Annotated in this window: 14 protein-coding genes and 9 tRNA genes; 2 read left to right on the forward strand and 21 right to left on the reverse strand. The window is 43.1% G+C overall.

Going from position 1 to position 15,148, the window contains the following annotated elements; all coding sequences use genetic code 11:
• Positions 1–118: 118 nt before the first annotated feature.
• On the reverse strand, positions 119–2,317 hold the full coding sequence (malQ, locus tag ACYFDN_RS04410) for a 4-alpha-glucanotransferase (protein ID WP_483510114.1): 2,199 nt from the start codon (positions 2,315–2,317) through the stop codon (positions 119–121).
• A 316-nt stretch (positions 2,318–2,633) separates the two neighbouring features.
• Here malQ and gap point away from each other — a divergent pair, with 316 nt between their 5' ends.
• Positions 2,634–3,629: a type I glyceraldehyde-3-phosphate dehydrogenase gene (gene gap, locus ACYFDN_RS04415; protein ID WP_016403289.1), complete on the forward strand. Its 996-nt coding sequence runs from the start codon at positions 2,634–2,636 to the stop codon at positions 3,627–3,629.
• Positions 3,630–3,694: 65 nt separating this feature from the next.
• Entirely contained in the window at positions 3,695–4,543 is an 849-nt protein-coding gene (locus ACYFDN_RS04420) for a D-hexose-6-phosphate mutarotase (protein ID WP_483510115.1), read from the forward strand.
• 53 nt (positions 4,544–4,596) lie between these two features.
• Here ACYFDN_RS04420 and ACYFDN_RS04425 read toward each other — a convergent pair whose 3' ends face one another.
• The 20 genes from ACYFDN_RS04425 to ruvA form a co-directional block, all read right to left on the reverse strand.
• Positions 4,597–5,646 carry a GMP reductase gene (locus ACYFDN_RS04425; RefSeq protein ID WP_483510116.1) on the reverse strand — a complete coding sequence of 350 codons (1,050 nt, stop codon included), beginning with the start codon at positions 5,644–5,646 and terminating at the stop codon, positions 4,597–4,599.
• A 145-nt stretch (positions 5,647–5,791) separates the two neighbouring features.
• A complete protein-coding gene (gene nadA / locus ACYFDN_RS04430; protein WP_483510117.1) occupies positions 5,792–6,850 on the reverse strand; it encodes a quinolinate synthase NadA in 1,059 nt (352 codons plus the stop codon).
• Between the two features lie 109 nt (positions 6,851–6,959).
• Positions 6,960–7,035 (reverse strand) — tRNA-Lys (locus tag ACYFDN_RS04435).
• A gap of 26 nt (positions 7,036–7,061) precedes the next feature.
• Positions 7,062–7,137, reverse strand: a tRNA-Lys gene (locus ACYFDN_RS04440).
• A 33-nt stretch (positions 7,138–7,170) separates the two neighbouring features.
• Positions 7,171–7,246, reverse strand: a tRNA-Lys gene (locus ACYFDN_RS04445).
• Positions 7,247–7,279: 33 nt separating this feature from the next.
• A tRNA-Lys gene (locus ACYFDN_RS04450) sits at positions 7,280–7,355 on the reverse strand.
• Positions 7,356–7,372: 17 nt separating this feature from the next.
• Positions 7,373–7,448 (reverse strand) — tRNA-Lys (locus ACYFDN_RS04455).
• A gap of 20 nt (positions 7,449–7,468) precedes the next feature.
• Positions 7,469–7,544: transfer RNA gene (locus ACYFDN_RS04460), tRNA-Lys, on the reverse strand.
• 29 nt (positions 7,545–7,573) lie between these two features.
• Positions 7,574–7,649 (reverse strand) — tRNA-Lys (locus tag ACYFDN_RS04465).
• A 17-nt stretch (positions 7,650–7,666) separates the two neighbouring features.
• Positions 7,667–7,742, reverse strand: a tRNA-Lys gene (locus ACYFDN_RS04470).
• A gap of 29 nt (positions 7,743–7,771) precedes the next feature.
• Positions 7,772–7,847: transfer RNA gene (locus tag ACYFDN_RS04475), tRNA-Lys, on the reverse strand.
• A gap of 196 nt (positions 7,848–8,043) precedes the next feature.
• On the reverse strand, positions 8,044–8,820 hold the full coding sequence (gene ybgF, locus ACYFDN_RS04480; RefSeq protein ID WP_016403007.1) for a tol-pal system protein YbgF: 777 nt from the start codon (positions 8,818–8,820) through the stop codon (positions 8,044–8,046).
• Positions 8,821–8,845: 25 nt separating this feature from the next.
• Positions 8,846–9,409 carry a peptidoglycan-associated lipoprotein Pal gene (gene pal, locus ACYFDN_RS04485; RefSeq protein WP_483510118.1) on the reverse strand — a complete coding sequence of 188 codons (564 nt, stop codon included), beginning with the start codon at positions 9,407–9,409 and terminating at the stop codon, positions 8,846–8,848.
• A gap of 30 nt (positions 9,410–9,439) precedes the next feature.
• Positions 9,440–10,789, reverse strand: coding sequence for a Tol-Pal system beta propeller repeat protein TolB (tolB, locus tag ACYFDN_RS04490; RefSeq protein WP_371923310.1), 1,350 nt, complete (start codon positions 10,787–10,789; stop codon positions 9,440–9,442).
• 8 nt (positions 10,790–10,797) lie between these two features.
• Positions 10,798–11,793 carry a cell envelope integrity protein TolA gene (gene tolA / locus ACYFDN_RS04495; protein WP_483510119.1) on the reverse strand — a complete coding sequence of 332 codons (996 nt, stop codon included), beginning with the start codon at positions 11,791–11,793 and terminating at the stop codon, positions 10,798–10,800.
• Between the two features lie 13 nt (positions 11,794–11,806).
• Positions 11,807–12,244, reverse strand: coding sequence for a protein TolR (gene tolR, locus ACYFDN_RS04500; RefSeq protein ID WP_338621365.1), 438 nt, complete (start codon positions 12,242–12,244; stop codon positions 11,807–11,809).
• An 11-nt stretch (positions 12,245–12,255) separates the two neighbouring features.
• Positions 12,256–12,939, reverse strand: coding sequence for a protein TolQ (gene tolQ, locus ACYFDN_RS04505; RefSeq protein ID WP_016403012.1), 684 nt, complete (start codon positions 12,937–12,939; stop codon positions 12,256–12,258).
• Positions 12,929–13,327: a tol-pal system-associated acyl-CoA thioesterase gene (gene ybgC, locus ACYFDN_RS04510; protein WP_220718022.1), complete on the reverse strand. Its 399-nt coding sequence runs from the start codon at positions 13,325–13,327 to the stop codon at positions 12,929–12,931. Before ybgC ends, tolQ begins: the two co-directional genes overlap by 11 nt.
• A gap of 173 nt (positions 13,328–13,500) precedes the next feature.
• On the reverse strand, positions 13,501–14,508 hold the full coding sequence (gene ruvB, locus ACYFDN_RS04515; RefSeq protein WP_016403014.1) for a Holliday junction branch migration DNA helicase RuvB: 1,008 nt from the start codon (positions 14,506–14,508) through the stop codon (positions 13,501–13,503).
• Positions 14,509–14,522: 14 nt separating this feature from the next.
• On the reverse strand, positions 14,523–15,143 hold the full coding sequence (gene ruvA / locus ACYFDN_RS04520) for a Holliday junction branch migration protein RuvA (protein ID WP_249483117.1): 621 nt from the start codon (positions 15,141–15,143) through the stop codon (positions 14,523–14,525).
• Positions 15,144–15,148 lie beyond the last annotated feature (5 nt).

Raw genomic sequence — 15,148 nt, forward strand, 5'->3', positions numbered from 1 at the left:
TAGGTTAGCGCAACTCTTCGAGCTTTTCTCAATTAATCAGTAGTAAAGTGAGATAGAAAACATTTTCATAGGCAAAAAAAAGCGCTCCGAAGAGCGCTTGTTTATAAATGCATCAAATTTACTTGCTAGCTTTGTTACGAGCGTCTGTTAATGAATACATTAAGTGCTGTACATCGTGGTTGTTAAACAAGTCACTTAGGTTCCAAGTTAACTTACGACGCCAGTTTGGATATTCGCTTGAAGTACCAGGTACGTTAACTGGCTTGTCCATTTCCATCCAGTCTTCTAACTGAACAGATAACAAGTTACAGCTACCTTTTGCCATGTGTACTTGGATACCGTAGTTAAGGCCTTTATCCATGCCTACCCAGTTAACATCACGAGAGATGTAATCTGGAATACTTTGGTGACCGTGCAAGGTATCTAACAGCTTTTGTTTGTTCTCATGACGATCTTGGTAAAGGCTTTGTAGCACTTCCTCGTCTGGATAAATGCCTAGCTCACGACCTAGTGCCAAATCATCACAATGCCAGAAACCGCGTAAGGTTGGCATATCGTGAGTGGTTACCGCAGACATTGCCTGCTCAGGGTAATGCGCAGGTGAAATAAAGCCACCATCTTCAGCTTGCTCGAAGAAGAAAATACGGTAAGAGTGAACACCGTTTTCTTGCAGAACTTCAAAGATGCCGTCTGGAACAGTACCTAAGTCTTCACCAATGATTAAACACTGGTTACGGTGACTTTCAAGTGCCAAAATTCCTAGCAAATCTTGAATTGGGTAGTAAAGGTAAGCACCTTTATCCGCTGAATCTTCAACAGGAACTAGCCATAAGCGCAATAGAGCCATTGCGTGATCGATACGTAAAGAACCACATGAGCGCATGTTAGAACGGAATAAGTCAACCATTGGCTGGTATTGCTGTTCTTCTAGCACTGCCGGGTCCATTGGAGGCAAGCCCCATTTTTGACCAAGTGGGCCAAGAATATCTGGTGGAGCGCCAACACTTGCATCTAGAGAATACAAATCGCCATTTGCCCAAATTTCAACACTACCTTCACTTACACCTACAGCTAAATCTCGGTAAAGGCCCATAGCCATACCCGATTCTTTAGCCACTGCATCTACTGCTGCTAATTGCTCGTCGGCAATCCACTGCAACCATAAGTAGAAATCTACAGCTTCTTGGTTAGCTTTTACCCATTCAGCAACCGCTGGTAGGTGGTACTCTTTGTACTCGTCAGGCCATGCCGGCCAGCCCCAGGCGTTACCAATGCTATCGTACAAGTGAGCTTGTAGTGCATCGTAAGTAGCTTGAGCTTGTAAGCTTTCGCCGCCTTCTTTTATAAATGTACGGAAAGCGTTCGCGCGCTTGGTGCGACCTTTCTGAATAGTTTGGAACTGCTTGAATACCAGTTTAAGAGCTTCAAGTTTTGCTTCAGTTACACCGGTGTAGTCTACCCACTCGCTGCTGCGTAATTGCTCCAAACGGTTTTGGAAAGCAGCGCTAGCAACCAAGGCTGCAGCATCTGACTCAGCAAATTCGTTGATAGCTTCAACGTCAATATAAACAACGTTTAACCAACGGCGTGAAGAAGGGCTATATGGGCTAGCTGCTTCTGGGTTAGCCGGGTATAGCGAGTGAATCGGATTTAGACCAACAAAATCGCCACCGCGCTCGGCAATGTTTTTAACTAAAACCTGTAAGTCTGAGAAGTCGCCGATACCCCAGTTAGTTTCTGTACGCAGGCAGTAAAGCTGTACACTTGGGCCCCATACTTTTTTGCCGTTAGCAATTTGTGGCTGAATGTAAGCAGCTTTAGGTGCAACGATGTAGCGCGTTTCAGCTAAAACTTTACGGCCGCCTTTAACTGAAATGCTTAAAGTGTGGTAACCAATAGGTAACTCTAGGCTTAAGTTAACGATGTAAGCTTGGTACTCAACATCATTAATAGCGTGAGCTTCGATTAACTCGCCATCTACAGGCGTAATCTGCCCTTTGAATTCTTCACCCTGCTCTGTTTTCAACTTCCAAGTGAATGCTTTATTAGCTAACTCGATAGGAACACGGATCTCTAATGGATATTCAGAAGCTACACGTACTACCTTTACTACTGGCATAACTTTTTGCCAGTAATTTAGTACATCTTCTTCATAGCGCTGTGCTAGTTGCTCTGCATCGTCTACAGGGTAACCTAACGCTCTTAGCAGTTTCGATTTGCTTTCAGGTACGACTTGCGCCGGATTTCCCCAAGCATCTACGTAGCTGGTTTCAATGCCGCGAAGCTTTACCAACTGTTCAATGATTTGATCTGACATAACATTTCCCGAGTTATTGCTTTTATCTAACTAATTATTGTTTTTTTAGCGCGTGTATTGTACTCATCCTAACGCTCGATTTATCGATCTAGCACAAATTTCGCTAAATTAATTTTATCTGAGATTGAGTGATATTGATTGTTTTTTTTTACTTCTAAGCTAATACTTCTTCCTGCAAATGTTAGCTTGCTCATTTTTAAACCATTAATTGATATCGCGCAAATTAATTGGCGATTGAACTTGACCAATTTTAAAAATGTTGTAAGTTTACAACCAATTTCTACATCTGTTAACACTTGGAACATTAGGTATCACTATGACAATTAAAGTTGGTATTAACGGTTTTGGCCGTATTGGACGTTTCGTATTCCGTGCTTCTGTTGAGCGCAGCGACATTGAAGTAGTAGGCATCAACGACTTAATCGACGTTGAATACATGGCTTACATGCTTAAGTATGACTCAACTCACGGTCGCTTCAACGGCAGCGTAGAAGTAGTTGACGGTAACTTGGTAGTAAACGGTAACGTTGTACGCGTTACTGCTGAGCGTAACCCAGAAGACCTTAAGTGGGACGCAATTAGTGTAGATGTAGTTGCTGAAGCAACTGGTATCTTCCTAACTGACGAGACTGCTCGTAAGCACATCACTGCTGGCGCGAAAAAAGTAGTTTTAACTGGTCCTTCTAAAGACGCTACTCCTATGTTCGTAATGGGCGTAAACCAAGAGTCTTACGCTGGTCAAGACATCGTTTCTAACGCTTCTTGTACTACTAACTGTTTAGCGCCTATCGCTAAAGTACTAAACGATAAGTGGGGCATTGAATCTGGTCTTATGACTACTGTTCACGCTACTACTGCTACTCAGAAAACTGTTGACGGTCCTTCTGCTAAAGACTGGCGCGGTGGTCGTGGTGCTTCTCAAAACATCATCCCTTCTTCAACTGGTGCTGCTAAAGCTGTAGGTGTTGTACTTCCTGAGCTAAACGGCAAACTAACTGGTATGGCTTTCCGCGTACCTACTGCTAACGTTTCTGTAGTTGACCTAACAGTTAACCTAAAAGAAGCTGCTAGCTACGAAGAAATCTGTGCTGCTATGAAAGCTGCTTCTGCAGGCGAAATGGCTGGCGTACTTGGTTACACTGAAGATCAAGTTGTTTCTCAAGACTTCATCGGCGAAACTCAAACTTCTGTATTCGATGCAAAAGCTGGTGTAGCTCTAACTGACAAATTCGTTAAAGTTGTATCTTGGTACGACAACGAAATCGGTTACTCAAACAAAGTTCTAGACCTAATCGCTCACATCTCTAAATAAGATATGTAGCTTTTAGCTAGAATAATAAAGCGACCTTTGGGTCGCTTTTTTTATAGGTAAAAATCATGATCTTAGAAAAGCTTAAACTAAAAGTTGTTAAGCAAATTGATAACGCGGTGTTTGAAGTAAGCAATGCCGAAGGCATGGTATTTTATTGGATTGATCACCCCAAAGCGAAAGCACTCATCGCTCAGCAAGGCGCTCATCTTGTCTCTTACCGCCCTAACCCAGGTGAAGAAACCCTTTGGTTAAGCGATGATAGTCTGTTTACCCGAGAGAAAGCCATTAGAGGCGGAGTCCCTATCTGTTGGCCACGCTTTGGCAACCTAGGTGATGACAGCCTTCCGAAACACGGCTTTGCTAGAACAAGCCTTTGGTCTTTAGATGAAACCAATACCAGCGAGGATAGCTGCTCAATTCGTTTGAGCCTAAATCAAAGCGCTACTCCAGGCATTGCATTAACTTGCTTGTTTACCTTTACAGATAATCTTTGTTTAGACTTAATCACCGAGAACAACAGTGACGATAATTTTGAGTTCACAGGGGCCTTGCACAGTTATTTCATTACAGATGTAAAAAAACTACACATCGGATCACTTGGCGCCCAATATTTTGATGCCTTAACCCAAAAAGTTGCAGTTGAATCAGCTGGTTTTAAACTTAGTGAAGAGACGGATCGTATTTATTTGCAGTCAGCAGATAGCAATTTAATCAGTAATGGTGAGCGTTCATTAACCATTCATCACAGCGGTAATGACAGCGTAGTTGTTTGGAATCCAGGTGAGCAATTAGCTAACCAAATGGATGATGTTAGCGACTATCGCCAGTTTATCTGTGTTGAAACGGCTATCACTCAATCCCCAGTCTGTTTAGCGCCTAAGCAATCTCACTGCTTACAACAGATTATTTCTTAACAAAAAAGCCCTAGGCATTACACCTAGAGCTTTTAGTTTCAAACCGTTAAGAATTACACTTTAGTAATGCCAAACACTTGGTTCTCTTGCTCTTGCACACGGATGAAAGTGGTGCGTTTAGTCAGCTCTTTAAGCTCAGACGCGCCAACGTAAGTACATGCTGAACGAACACCACCAAGAATATCCTGAACGGTAAGTTGTACACTGCCTTTATAAGGTAGCAGCACCGTTTTGCCTTCAGAAGCACGATATTCGGCTACACCACCAGTGTGTTTGTCCATAGCTGTTTGAGAGCTCATTCCATAGAATTTCATGAACTTATTGCCATTTTCTTCTACAACTTCGCCGCCATTTTCTTCGTGCGCTGCTAACATGCCACCGAGCATAACAAAGTCAGCTCCACCGCCAAATGCTTTAGCTACATCACCAGCCTGCGTACAACCGCCATCACCGACAATTTGACCACCAAGACCATGTGCGGCGTCTGCACATTCGATAATGGCAGATAGTTGTGGGTAACCTACCCCAGTTTTAACGCGCGTTGTACAAACACTGCCAGGGCCGATGCCTACTTTTACAATGTCCGCACCACTAAGAATTAGTTCTTCAACCATTTCACCGGTAACTACATTACCAGCCACAATAACTTTATCAGAAAAAGTTTCGCGCATTTTACGCACATAACCAACAAAGTGTTCTGAGTAACCATTAGCAACATCTACACAAATAAATTGTAAGTTACTATTCAGCGCTAAAATCTGCTTGGTTTTTTCAAAATCTGCGTCTGAAGTACCACAGCTCACCATCAGATACTTAATTTTATCGGCTGACATGCTGGCTAAAAACTGCGACCACTGTTCGATAGTGTAGTGTTTATGAACTGCTGTCATCATTCGGTGCTCGGCCAATGCTTTTGCTAAACCAAATGTCCCAACTGTATCCATATTAGCAGCAATAACAGGCACACCTCCCCATTGACTACCAGTATGTTTAAAGGTAAACTTCCGATCTAGTACAACCTGAGAACGGCTCTTTAAGGTAGAGCGCTTGGGTTTGATTAAAACGTCTTTAAAACCCAGCTTTATATCTGTTTCAACTCTCATCTACTTCTCTGCTAGTTATTAGGCACAAAACCCAAAAAGTATAGCAAATCTTTATTGATGATAAAAACATTAATACGCCTTTTGTGCGCAAAGTTTAGATACAAAAAAGCCTGCAACTTGTGCAGGCTTTTTTGGAGATAAGCTGTTAGGCGTTACCCTTAACCTTTATTTGGTTAGTCTTGGCAAAACCTAGCATTCGATTTAGCGGCACTAAAGCCTTATCGATTAAGGCTTCATCAACAAATACTTCTTTGCCACTAGCATCAATTAGTGCCTCTTCTATTGCCTTCAAGCCGTTCATGGCCATCCATGGGCAATGTGCACAAGAGCGACAAGTGGCACCGTTACCACCTGTTGGCGCTTCGATCATTTCTTTATCCGGACAAGCTTGCTGCATCTTATAGAAGATACCTTTATCGGTAGCAACAATAAGCTTCTGGTTTGGCAACGTTTTGGCTGCGGCAATAAGCTGGCTGGTTGAACCAACAGCATCTGCAATATCTACAACGCTTTCTGGTGACTCTGGGTGAACCAACACTGCTGCATCAGGGTATTGCTGCTTAAGTTGCTTTAAGGCTTTTGCTTTGAACTCATCATGCACGATACAAGCGCCCTGCCACAACAACATATCAGCGCCTGTTTGTTTGGCAACATAACCACCTAAGTGTTTATCCGGAGCCCAAATAATTTTGTGCCCTTCAGCATCTAAGTGCTCAACCACATCTACCGCAATGCTAGAGGTAACCACCCAATCGGCACGCGCCTTAACAGCAGCAGAGGTATTGGCGTATACCACTACAGTATGATCTGGATGAGCATCACAAAACTCAGCAAACTCTTTTTCTGGGCAACCTAAATCCAGTGAACATGTCGCCTCTAGAGTTGGCATAATGACTTTTTTTTCTGGTGTTAGGATCTTGGCCGTTTCACCCATAAAGCGCACGCCAGCCACTAACAATGTTTTAGCTGGGTGATTATTACCAAAACGAGCCATCTCTAAAGAATCGGCAACACAGCCGCCAGTTTCTTCAGCCAAGGCTTGGATCTCAGGGTCTGTATAATAATGAGCAACCAACACCGCGTCCTGCTCTATAAGCAATTGCTTAATGCGTTCTTTGTGCGCTGCGCGCTGCTCAGCATTAAGTGGAACAGGCTTAGGAGGAAATGGGTAAATTGATTCGTTAAAATATTCGAGCTGTTGCATAACTACATCTGAGATAAAAATAGTCCGAGTATTATACACGGCGATGTTAGCTAATGGCAGCTATTGGACTAAAGAATTAGTCTAGTTCTTGGAGATAAACCTTAAGAAGTGGTGGGTTGTGAAGGATTTGAACCTTCGACCAATTGATTAAAAGTCAACTGCTCTACCAACTGAGCTAACAACCCTTAGATAGTAGTAGCAACAACAGCAATGGTGGGTTGTGAAGGATTTGAACCTTCGACCACTTGATTAAAAGTCAACTGCTCTACCAACTGAGCTAACAACCCGTAACTGTTAATGCATATTTTGAAACGAAGAAATGGTGGGTTGTGAAGGATTTGACCCTTCGACCAATTGATTAAAAGTCAACTGCTCTACCAACTGAGCTAACAACCCGTTACTGTTAATGCATATTTTGAAACGAAGAAATGGTGGGTTGTGAAGGATTTGAACCTTCGACCAATTGATTAAAAGTCAACTGCTCTACCAACTGAGCTAACAACCCATAACGTTTCAAAATAGTGGTGGGTCGTGAAGGATTTGAACCTTCGACCAATTGATTAAAAGTCAACTGCTCTACCAACTGAGCTAACGACCCACTAAAAGTGGTAATAGAAGTGGTGGGTTGTGAAGGATTTGAACCTTCGACCAATTGATTAAAAGTCAACTGCTCTACCAACTGAGCTAACAACCCATAAATTCTATTACAGCGAAGTATCAAAGTGGTGGGTTGTGAAGGATTTGAACCTTCGACCAATTGATTAAAAGTCAACTGCTCTACCAACTGAGCTAACAACCCGTAACTTTTCAAAATAGTGGTGGGTCGTGAAGGATTTGAACCTTCGACCAATTGATTAAAAGTCAACTGCTCTACCAACTGAGCTAACAACCCATAAATTCTATTACAGCGAAGTATCAAAGTGGTGGGTTGTGAAGGATTTGAACCTTCGACCAATTGATTAAAAGTCAACTGCTCTACCAACTGAGCTAACAACCCGCTCTGAACTTCTGTTAAATCCGCTTCAATTTGCTTGTGCAATTGGCCTGACTCAACGGCGGCCTATGATACGGATTTAAGACTGTTGTGCAACAGTAATTTGAATCTTTTTTTCTAAGCGTTCAGCAAATAAGCAACCAGCTTCTTGTTTGTACAGAATTTTGAATTTACTGAACTTTATTTGCTAAAACTTAGGCTACAACTTAGCTAAACGCGTTTGCGCCAAACCCGCAGCTGCTGTGTTTGGATGCTCTTTAACTACCCGAGTAAACAGCGATTTTGCTTCAGCATTGTTATTTTGAAACTGGGCAATGATACCTAATTTTAACAATGACTCAGCCACCTTATTAGAATCGGGATAATCGTTAACAACTTTATTAAACTGTTCAGACGCCTGATCTCGCTGTCCACGAGTATATTGTAGCTGGCCTAGCCAATAATGCGCATTTGGTGCGTAACTAGATTTTGGATAATCCTTGATGAAGCTCTGAAATGCAGGAATAGCTGCATCGTAGTCTTTATCTTGCATCACTAATGCAACAGCCGCATCGTAGGCTTGGTCTTCACCCGCTGCAACAGGAGCGGCCTCAGTGGCAGCTTTAGCAGTAATTGGTGAAGCTTGCAGTTGGGCAAAGCGACGATCTAACTCTTGATATATTTCACGCTGACGTTCGATCAGCTGCTCTATCTGATAATTACTTTGTTCTAACTGCCCTACCATTGTCGACATGCTATCCGACATATCTTCAACCTGGTTTTGTAAGTCTAATTGAACCTGGTTACGCGCCTGTAACATACGTTCTAAACGCTCTATGCGCTGCTCCATAGTAAGATTACTTGAAGACAGAGCCACAGAGTTGTTTGCAACGGTGTTAGCGGAGCTTGCACCCGCTTCTTCTACTGGCGCAGCGGCGTGGATTTGGGCTGAAAATAAAACGGCTACAGAAGTAGCCGTAATCATATTAAGTTTCATAAATTACTCTACACAATCAAGCGTATTAATAAACTAACACAGCGCGACGATTCTTAGCCATAGCTGCGTCGGTATGAGAGTTATCTACTGGCTTTTCTTCACCGTAGCTAACAATAGAAATCTGCGACGCCAACACACCTAAACTTTGAAGGTACTTTGATACAGCTTTACCACGACGCTCACCCAAAGCGATGTTGTACTCAGGCGTGCCTTTTTCATCGGTATGGCCTTCGATAAGTACCGTAACTGATGGGTTGTCACGTAAGTAACTCGCATGCGCTTCTAAAATTTCTGCAAACTCATCACGAATGTCTGAACGGTCGAATTCGAAGTAAACCACTTGGCTTTGACGAAGCTCAGCGGCTTTCTGGCGCTCTTCTTCTTCAGCACTTAGTACTGGGTCTACTGCACCCACTTCAACACCGCTATTTGTTTGGCCTTCGCCAGTGGTGCTATCTTCAATAACAACACCGCCTGCTTTATCTTGCTCGCTCACATCACTATCGCTGGTGTTGTTTGAACTACAAGCGGCTAAGCCTGCAAACGCTAGTCCTAAAAATACGGTTTTTACTACTCTTTCGAATTGCATTATGGATTCCTTATGATCACATAGTTTTTGTTAGTTTAAGAAGGGTGACCAAGCAGGGGCTCTTACACTGCCCTCTTTAGCTGGTAAAGTCGCTTTAAATCTTCCATCCATGGATACCAATGCTAAAACTTGGCGCCCACCTGCTACCGTGCTGTACATAATCATACTGCCATTGGGTGCAATAGTAGGAGACTCGTCCAGTTGAGTCCTAGTCAATACTTGCACGTAGCCAGTATCAAAATCTTGTCGAGCAATTCGGTATTGCCCATTAACTCTGCTAACCATCACCAAGGCCGAACCATCGGGAGTGACTGAGCCACCTAAGTTCATTTCGCCTTCCCAGGTTACTCGGTTAACTTTATTGGTATCGATATTCACTTTGTAAATTTGTGGTTTACCACCGCGCTCCGAAGAGAATAACAGCTCACTGTTACCATTTGGCAACCACGTTGGCTCGGTATCAATACGGCGATTTTTGGTAATGCGTTGTAACTTTTTAGTTTCTACATCTATAACGTAAATATCAGGCTGGCCATCTTTAGACAATACTAAAGCGATGCGCTTGCCGTCTGGAGACCACTCTGGAGCGCCGTTAATCCCAGTAAACGAAGTTAACTTAGTTCGTTGCGACGTATAGATATCTTGTATGTAAATCTCTGCGGTGCGATTTTCAAAACTTACGTATGCTAACTGACGACCATCTGGTGACCAAGAAGGCGACATTAGTGGCTCTTGCGAACGCAGCAAGGTTTTTTCATTATGCCCATCGTAGTCTGCAATTCTTAATTGATAAGGATAATTGGCTTCGTTATTAACCACTACATAAGCGATACGGGTTAAAAATGCGCCACGCTCGCCAGTTAAAGCTTGATAAACACCGTCAGAGATTAAGTGCGCCATTTGTCGAAGCTGAGCTTTTGCAACGCTTTTAAAACGATCTAAAAGAATATGGTCTTGGCTAGTAACTAACTGACCATCTTTAAGCTCTTGTTTATTACCGGCAGTGACTTGTCCACGTAATACATCAACAAGCGAATAGCTAACTTTATATTTACCGCCTTCTAAAGCTTCTACATTGCCAAGCAACACAGCCTCAACCCCTAAAGCAGCCCAAGCTTCATAATCTACTTGCTCTGCAGTTTGAGGGGTTTGCGGCATTTCGCTAATCGCAACAGGGTTAAATTTCCCTGAACGGCGCAAATCATCTGCCACTACTTTAGCTAAATCTAGCGGAACGTTTCCATGTCCCTTCCAAACAAACGGTACAACGCCCACTGGCCTTGCACTGTCTACGCCTTCCGTGATTACAATTTCTAGGTTAGCTTGAGCAACATTCATAAATGCAAACAAAAAGCCCACACTCACTAAGAATTTTTTCATCATCACAGCTATTCCGGTTTAAGAGTTAAAGTAATATTTTTCATTTTTTCAAATACATCAGGATCTTTTGAAACAGGTAATGATACTGCTTTTTTGATTGCTCTACGTGCAGACTCACAAACAGCAGCATCCCCTTTACCATCGCCAATACTGGTAACAAAACCGCTTGAAGCCAAGGTTAATTGTATTTGACACTGTTTACCAAGCATACTTGGTTCTATTAACCAATTTCGTTGAATAGTCGACATAATCAACGCGCGATATTTATCTACTTCACCCAGTACTTGTCGTTGGTGACGTGCATTAGCTTCAGCGGCCATTTCGGCTTGCATTAAGCGCTCAAACTCAGCTTCTTGGCGAGCAACTTCCGCCTGTCGCTTCCGTTCCGCTTCAGCCTTAGCGGCTTTTTCTTTGGCGATACGGGCTTCTTCTTCTTTACGCTTACGTGTTTCTTCAGCTTTGCGTGCAGCCTCTTCGGCTTTCTTAGCCGCTTCTTCTGCTTTACGTTGCTCTTCAAGCTTACGTACTCGCTCTGCTTCTGCAGCTACTGCTGCAGCTTCAGCGACTTTACGTTGTTCTTCTTTCTTTTTCCTTTCAGCTTCGGCTTTAGCCGCTTTTTGCTGCTCTAGCTTTTGTTTTTCTTGCGCCCGACGAGCTTGTTCATCGGCTTTGCGCTTCGCATCTTCTTTTTGGCGTTTTTCAAGTTCAAGTTGCTTAATGCGCTTTTCTTCGGCTAAACGTTTTTTACGCGCCTGCTCAGCTTCTTTTTCAACTCTTTCTATTCGCTGTTTTTCTTGGTCTGCTTTATCTTTTTGTTGTTGCTTAATCCGCTCAACTTGCTGGCTAACCTGATTAATATCTACTGCAGTGGCGTTGATAATTGGAGCACTAGGGGTGGGTGTTAACTTTACGCGCTCAAAATCTACCGACCACACCAGGGCTACAAATAGCACTGCATGCAACAGTATTGAAATAACGATAGATAAGCTAAAAGGCGACTTCAATGCTATTCCTATTTTAACTTTCGTCTGGCTGAGTCATTAAACCCACAGACGGTACGCCAGCACTTTGCAGCAACACCATCAGGTTAATTACTTGCTCATAGCGAACATTTTTATCACCACGCACCACCACGGGTAAATTAGGGTCTAATTGTAAATGAGCCATCACAACAGCTTGTAGATCATCTCCAGAAAGAGACTGGTTTGCAGAGCCATCATCTTCACCGGTATCGAGGAAGTACTGGCCACTTTCGGTTACCGTAGCAACTAAAGGCGGCTTACTGTCTTCTGGCATTGCTTCAGCACTGGCCTGTGGAAGATCGACCTTCACACCTTGGGTTATTAGCGGCGCTGTTACCATAAAAATAATCAGCAATACCAACATCACATCGATGTAAGGTACAACGTTAATTTCGGCAACTAAACGTCGTTTAGGACGTTGATAATGATTCACGCTAGCTCCTCTTAATTACTACCGCTGTGTGTTTGGCGATGTAAAATGCTAGAGAACTCTTCCATGAAGTTAGCGTAGCCGTGTTCAAGTTTAGCTACGCCCGTAGAAAAACGGTTAAAGGCAATAACTGCCGGAATAGCTGCAAATAAGCCCATTGCTGTCGCGATAAGTGCTTCTGCAATACCTGGAGCTACCATGTTCAAACTTGCTTGTTGAACTTCACCCAGTGCGATAAAGGCATTCATAATACCCCACACCGTACCAAATAGGCCGATATATGGGCTAATCGAACCAATGGTTGCGAGCATGGGCAACTGATTTTCTAGTGATTCAACCTCACGCGATAACGATACCCGCATGCTACGATAAGTACCATCCATTACTGCATCGGCGCTGCGACCACTGGTTTTATGTAGGCGCACATACTCGCGAAAACCAGAGTGAAAGATTTGTTCCATTCCCTGCAGGTGGTCAGCTCGGGCGTTACTCTCTTGGTAAAGCTTATTAAGATCTACACCCGACCAGAATTTTTGTTCAAAAGCGTCGCTGGCTGTTTTGGCCGCTTTTAATACGCGATTACGGTTAATAATCATGGCCCATGAATAAACAGACATACTCACTAACAACAGCATTACAAACTTAACTAATAGGCTCGCCTGCCAAAACAAGCCGATAAATGACATATCAGAGTGCACCGAGTAAATCCTCTTTTAACGTTTCAGGAATGGCCGTGGCCTTCATTGATGACAATGTGACACAAGCTACAGTAACCATTCCCTGGGCGATGACTTGTTGATCAGCATTTCTAATGGTTTGTTCAAATACCAAACTGGCTCTTTTCATTTTATTGATGGTGGTTTCTACCGAGAGCATTTGGTTGAATAAAGCAGGAAGTTTGTAATCGATATTTAGCGAACGCACAACAAAACACAAATCTTGTTTCATTAATACATCTTGATCATAGCCAAGCTCGCGCAACCATTCTGTGCGGCCTCGTTCGAAGTACTTAATATGGTTGGCGTGATAAACCACCCCGCCAGCATCGGTATCTTCGTAATAAACCCGAACAGCTAAAACCGACATTACACCTATCCCAAATATATAATTACAAATTACTATACACAGGCTAGTGCCCAAGGTTAAGACTCTAAACACTTAATTTAGATAATTGACAAAGAAAATTGGAATAACGGCTTAAAATTAAACACTTTAAGCTCATTTTTTGGCTATGCTGTCGTTATTAAACGACAGCATTTTTATCGTTTAGGAAGGTCTAAACCGAGGTGTAAATAGGCTTTATCACTGGCAATGCGCCCACGAGGAGTACGTTGCAAAAAGCCTTGTTGAATCAAGAAAGGTTCTAATACATCTTCTATGGTTTCTTTATCTTCACCTATTGCAGCTGCTAGGTTGTCTAAACCCACCGGGCCACCAGCAAAAGTTTCGGTAATGGCTTTAAGTAGCTTGGTATCCATGTAATCGAAGCCAGCACTGTCTACGCTAAGTAAATCGAGTGCTTGTGCAGCAACTTGTTGAGTGACTTTGCCATCAAATTTAACATCGGCATAATCACGAACTCGGCGTAATAAGCGATTTGCAATTCGAGGCGTTCCTCGAGAACGTTTAGCTACTTCCCACGCCCCTTCGCCATCTAAGTCTAAGTTGAGATAATGAGCACTTCGTTTAACGATATCGGATAAGTCTTTAGTATTGTAAAACTCTAGACGCTGTACGATTCCAAACCTGTCTCGCAGAGGAGAGGTTAGCATTCCTGCTCGAGTGGTTGCACCAATCAAGGTAAAAGGCGGTAAGTCCAACTTAATCGAACGCGCTGCTGGTCCTTCGCCGATCATAATATCCAGCTGATAATCTTCCATTGCTGGATATAACACTTCTTCAACTACAGCACTTAAGCGGTGAATTTCGTCGATGAATAATACGTCGCCAGGCTCTAAGTTGGTTAACAGCGCCGCTAAGTCACCGGCTTTTTCTAACACCGGGCCAGAGGTAGTTTTGATATTTACCTCTAACTCGTTAGCCACAATATTAGCCAAGGTGGTTTTACCTAAACCAGGCGGGCCGAAAATGAGCAAATGATCTAAAGCATCATCGCGACGACGAGCAGCTTCAATGAAAATTTCTAACTGCTCTACAACCGCGTCTTGACCGGTGTAATCCTCTAGCTTTTTGGGTCGAATCGCTCGATCCACACTCTCTTCTTCAGTTACTGGTGTGGCTGCTACCAAACGGTCAGCTTCAATCATCTAAATTACCTTTGTTACAGTGCCGCTTTTAAGGCTTCTCTAATCAGCTCTTCACTACTCATGCCGCTGGTCCATACTTGTTTAACCAACTTGTCGGCTTGATTACCTTTATAACCCAAAGACTCTAGTGCAGCGATTGCTTCATCTCTTGGATCTACGCTTGCTTGTAAAGGTAAATCGCCATGGCTGCTTAGGCTATCACTAATTGGCGTTTCTGGAAGTTCTACATTCCAGTTTTTCAAGCGGTCTTTCATTTCTACCAATAAACGCTCTGCGGTCTTTTTACCAATGCCCGGCACTTTCACAAGGCTTGATAGGTCTTCATGTTTAACTGCAAACACGAACTGCTCACAACTTAGACCAGATAAAATAGCTAATGCTACTTTAGGGCCAATGCCATTTACTTTTATCAACTCTCTAAACAAAGAGCGTGAAGCTTTATCATGAAAGCCATAAAGCAGTTGCGCATCTTCTCGTACGATGAAGTGAGTCAACAAGCGTACCGACTCGCCCAGCTCAGGTAGCTGATAAAAGCAATTCATAGGTAGTTGAATTTCGTAGCCTACTCCAGCCACATCAATTAAAACAAAGGGGGGGACTTTTTCTTCTAAGATACCTTTAATGGTAGCGATCACTGCAT

Source organism: Agarivorans sp. D1326 (genome assembly GCF_056958115.1).

What these genes read in the sequence shown, in the direction of transcription:
- ybgC (WP_220718022.1), bottom strand. Translation starts at nt 13,327, where the DNA reads ATGTCGGTTTTAGCTGTTCGGGTTTATTACGAAGATACCGATGCTGGC.
- gap (WP_016403289.1), top strand. Translation starts at nt 2,634, where the DNA reads ATGACAATTAAAGTTGGTATTAACGGTTTTGGCCGTATTGGACGTTTC.
- tolB (WP_371923310.1), bottom strand. Translation starts at nt 10,789, where the DNA reads ATGAAAAAATTCTTAGTGAGTGTGGGCTTTTTGTTTGCATTTATGAAT.
- ACYFDN_RS04420 (WP_483510115.1), top strand. Translation starts at nt 3,695, where the DNA reads ATGATCTTAGAAAAGCTTAAACTAAAAGTTGTTAAGCAAATTGATAAC.
- ruvB (WP_016403014.1), bottom strand. Translation starts at nt 14,508, where the DNA reads ATGATTGAAGCTGACCGTTTGGTAGCAGCCACACCAGTAACTGAAGAA.
- ACYFDN_RS04425 (WP_483510116.1), bottom strand. Translation starts at nt 5,646, where the DNA reads ATGAGAGTTGAAACAGATATAAAGCTGGGTTTTAAAGACGTTTTAATC.
- nadA (WP_483510117.1), bottom strand. Translation starts at nt 6,850, where the DNA reads ATGCAACAGCTCGAATATTTTAACGAATCAATTTACCCATTTCCTCCT.
- pal (WP_483510118.1), bottom strand. Translation starts at nt 9,409, where the DNA reads ATGCAATTCGAAAGAGTAGTAAAAACCGTATTTTTAGGACTAGCGTTT.
- ybgF (WP_016403007.1), bottom strand. Translation starts at nt 8,820, where the DNA reads ATGAAACTTAATATGATTACGGCTACTTCTGTAGCCGTTTTATTTTCA.
- malQ (WP_483510114.1), bottom strand. Translation starts at nt 2,317, where the DNA reads ATGTCAGATCAAATCATTGAACAGTTGGTAAAGCTTCGCGGCATTGAA.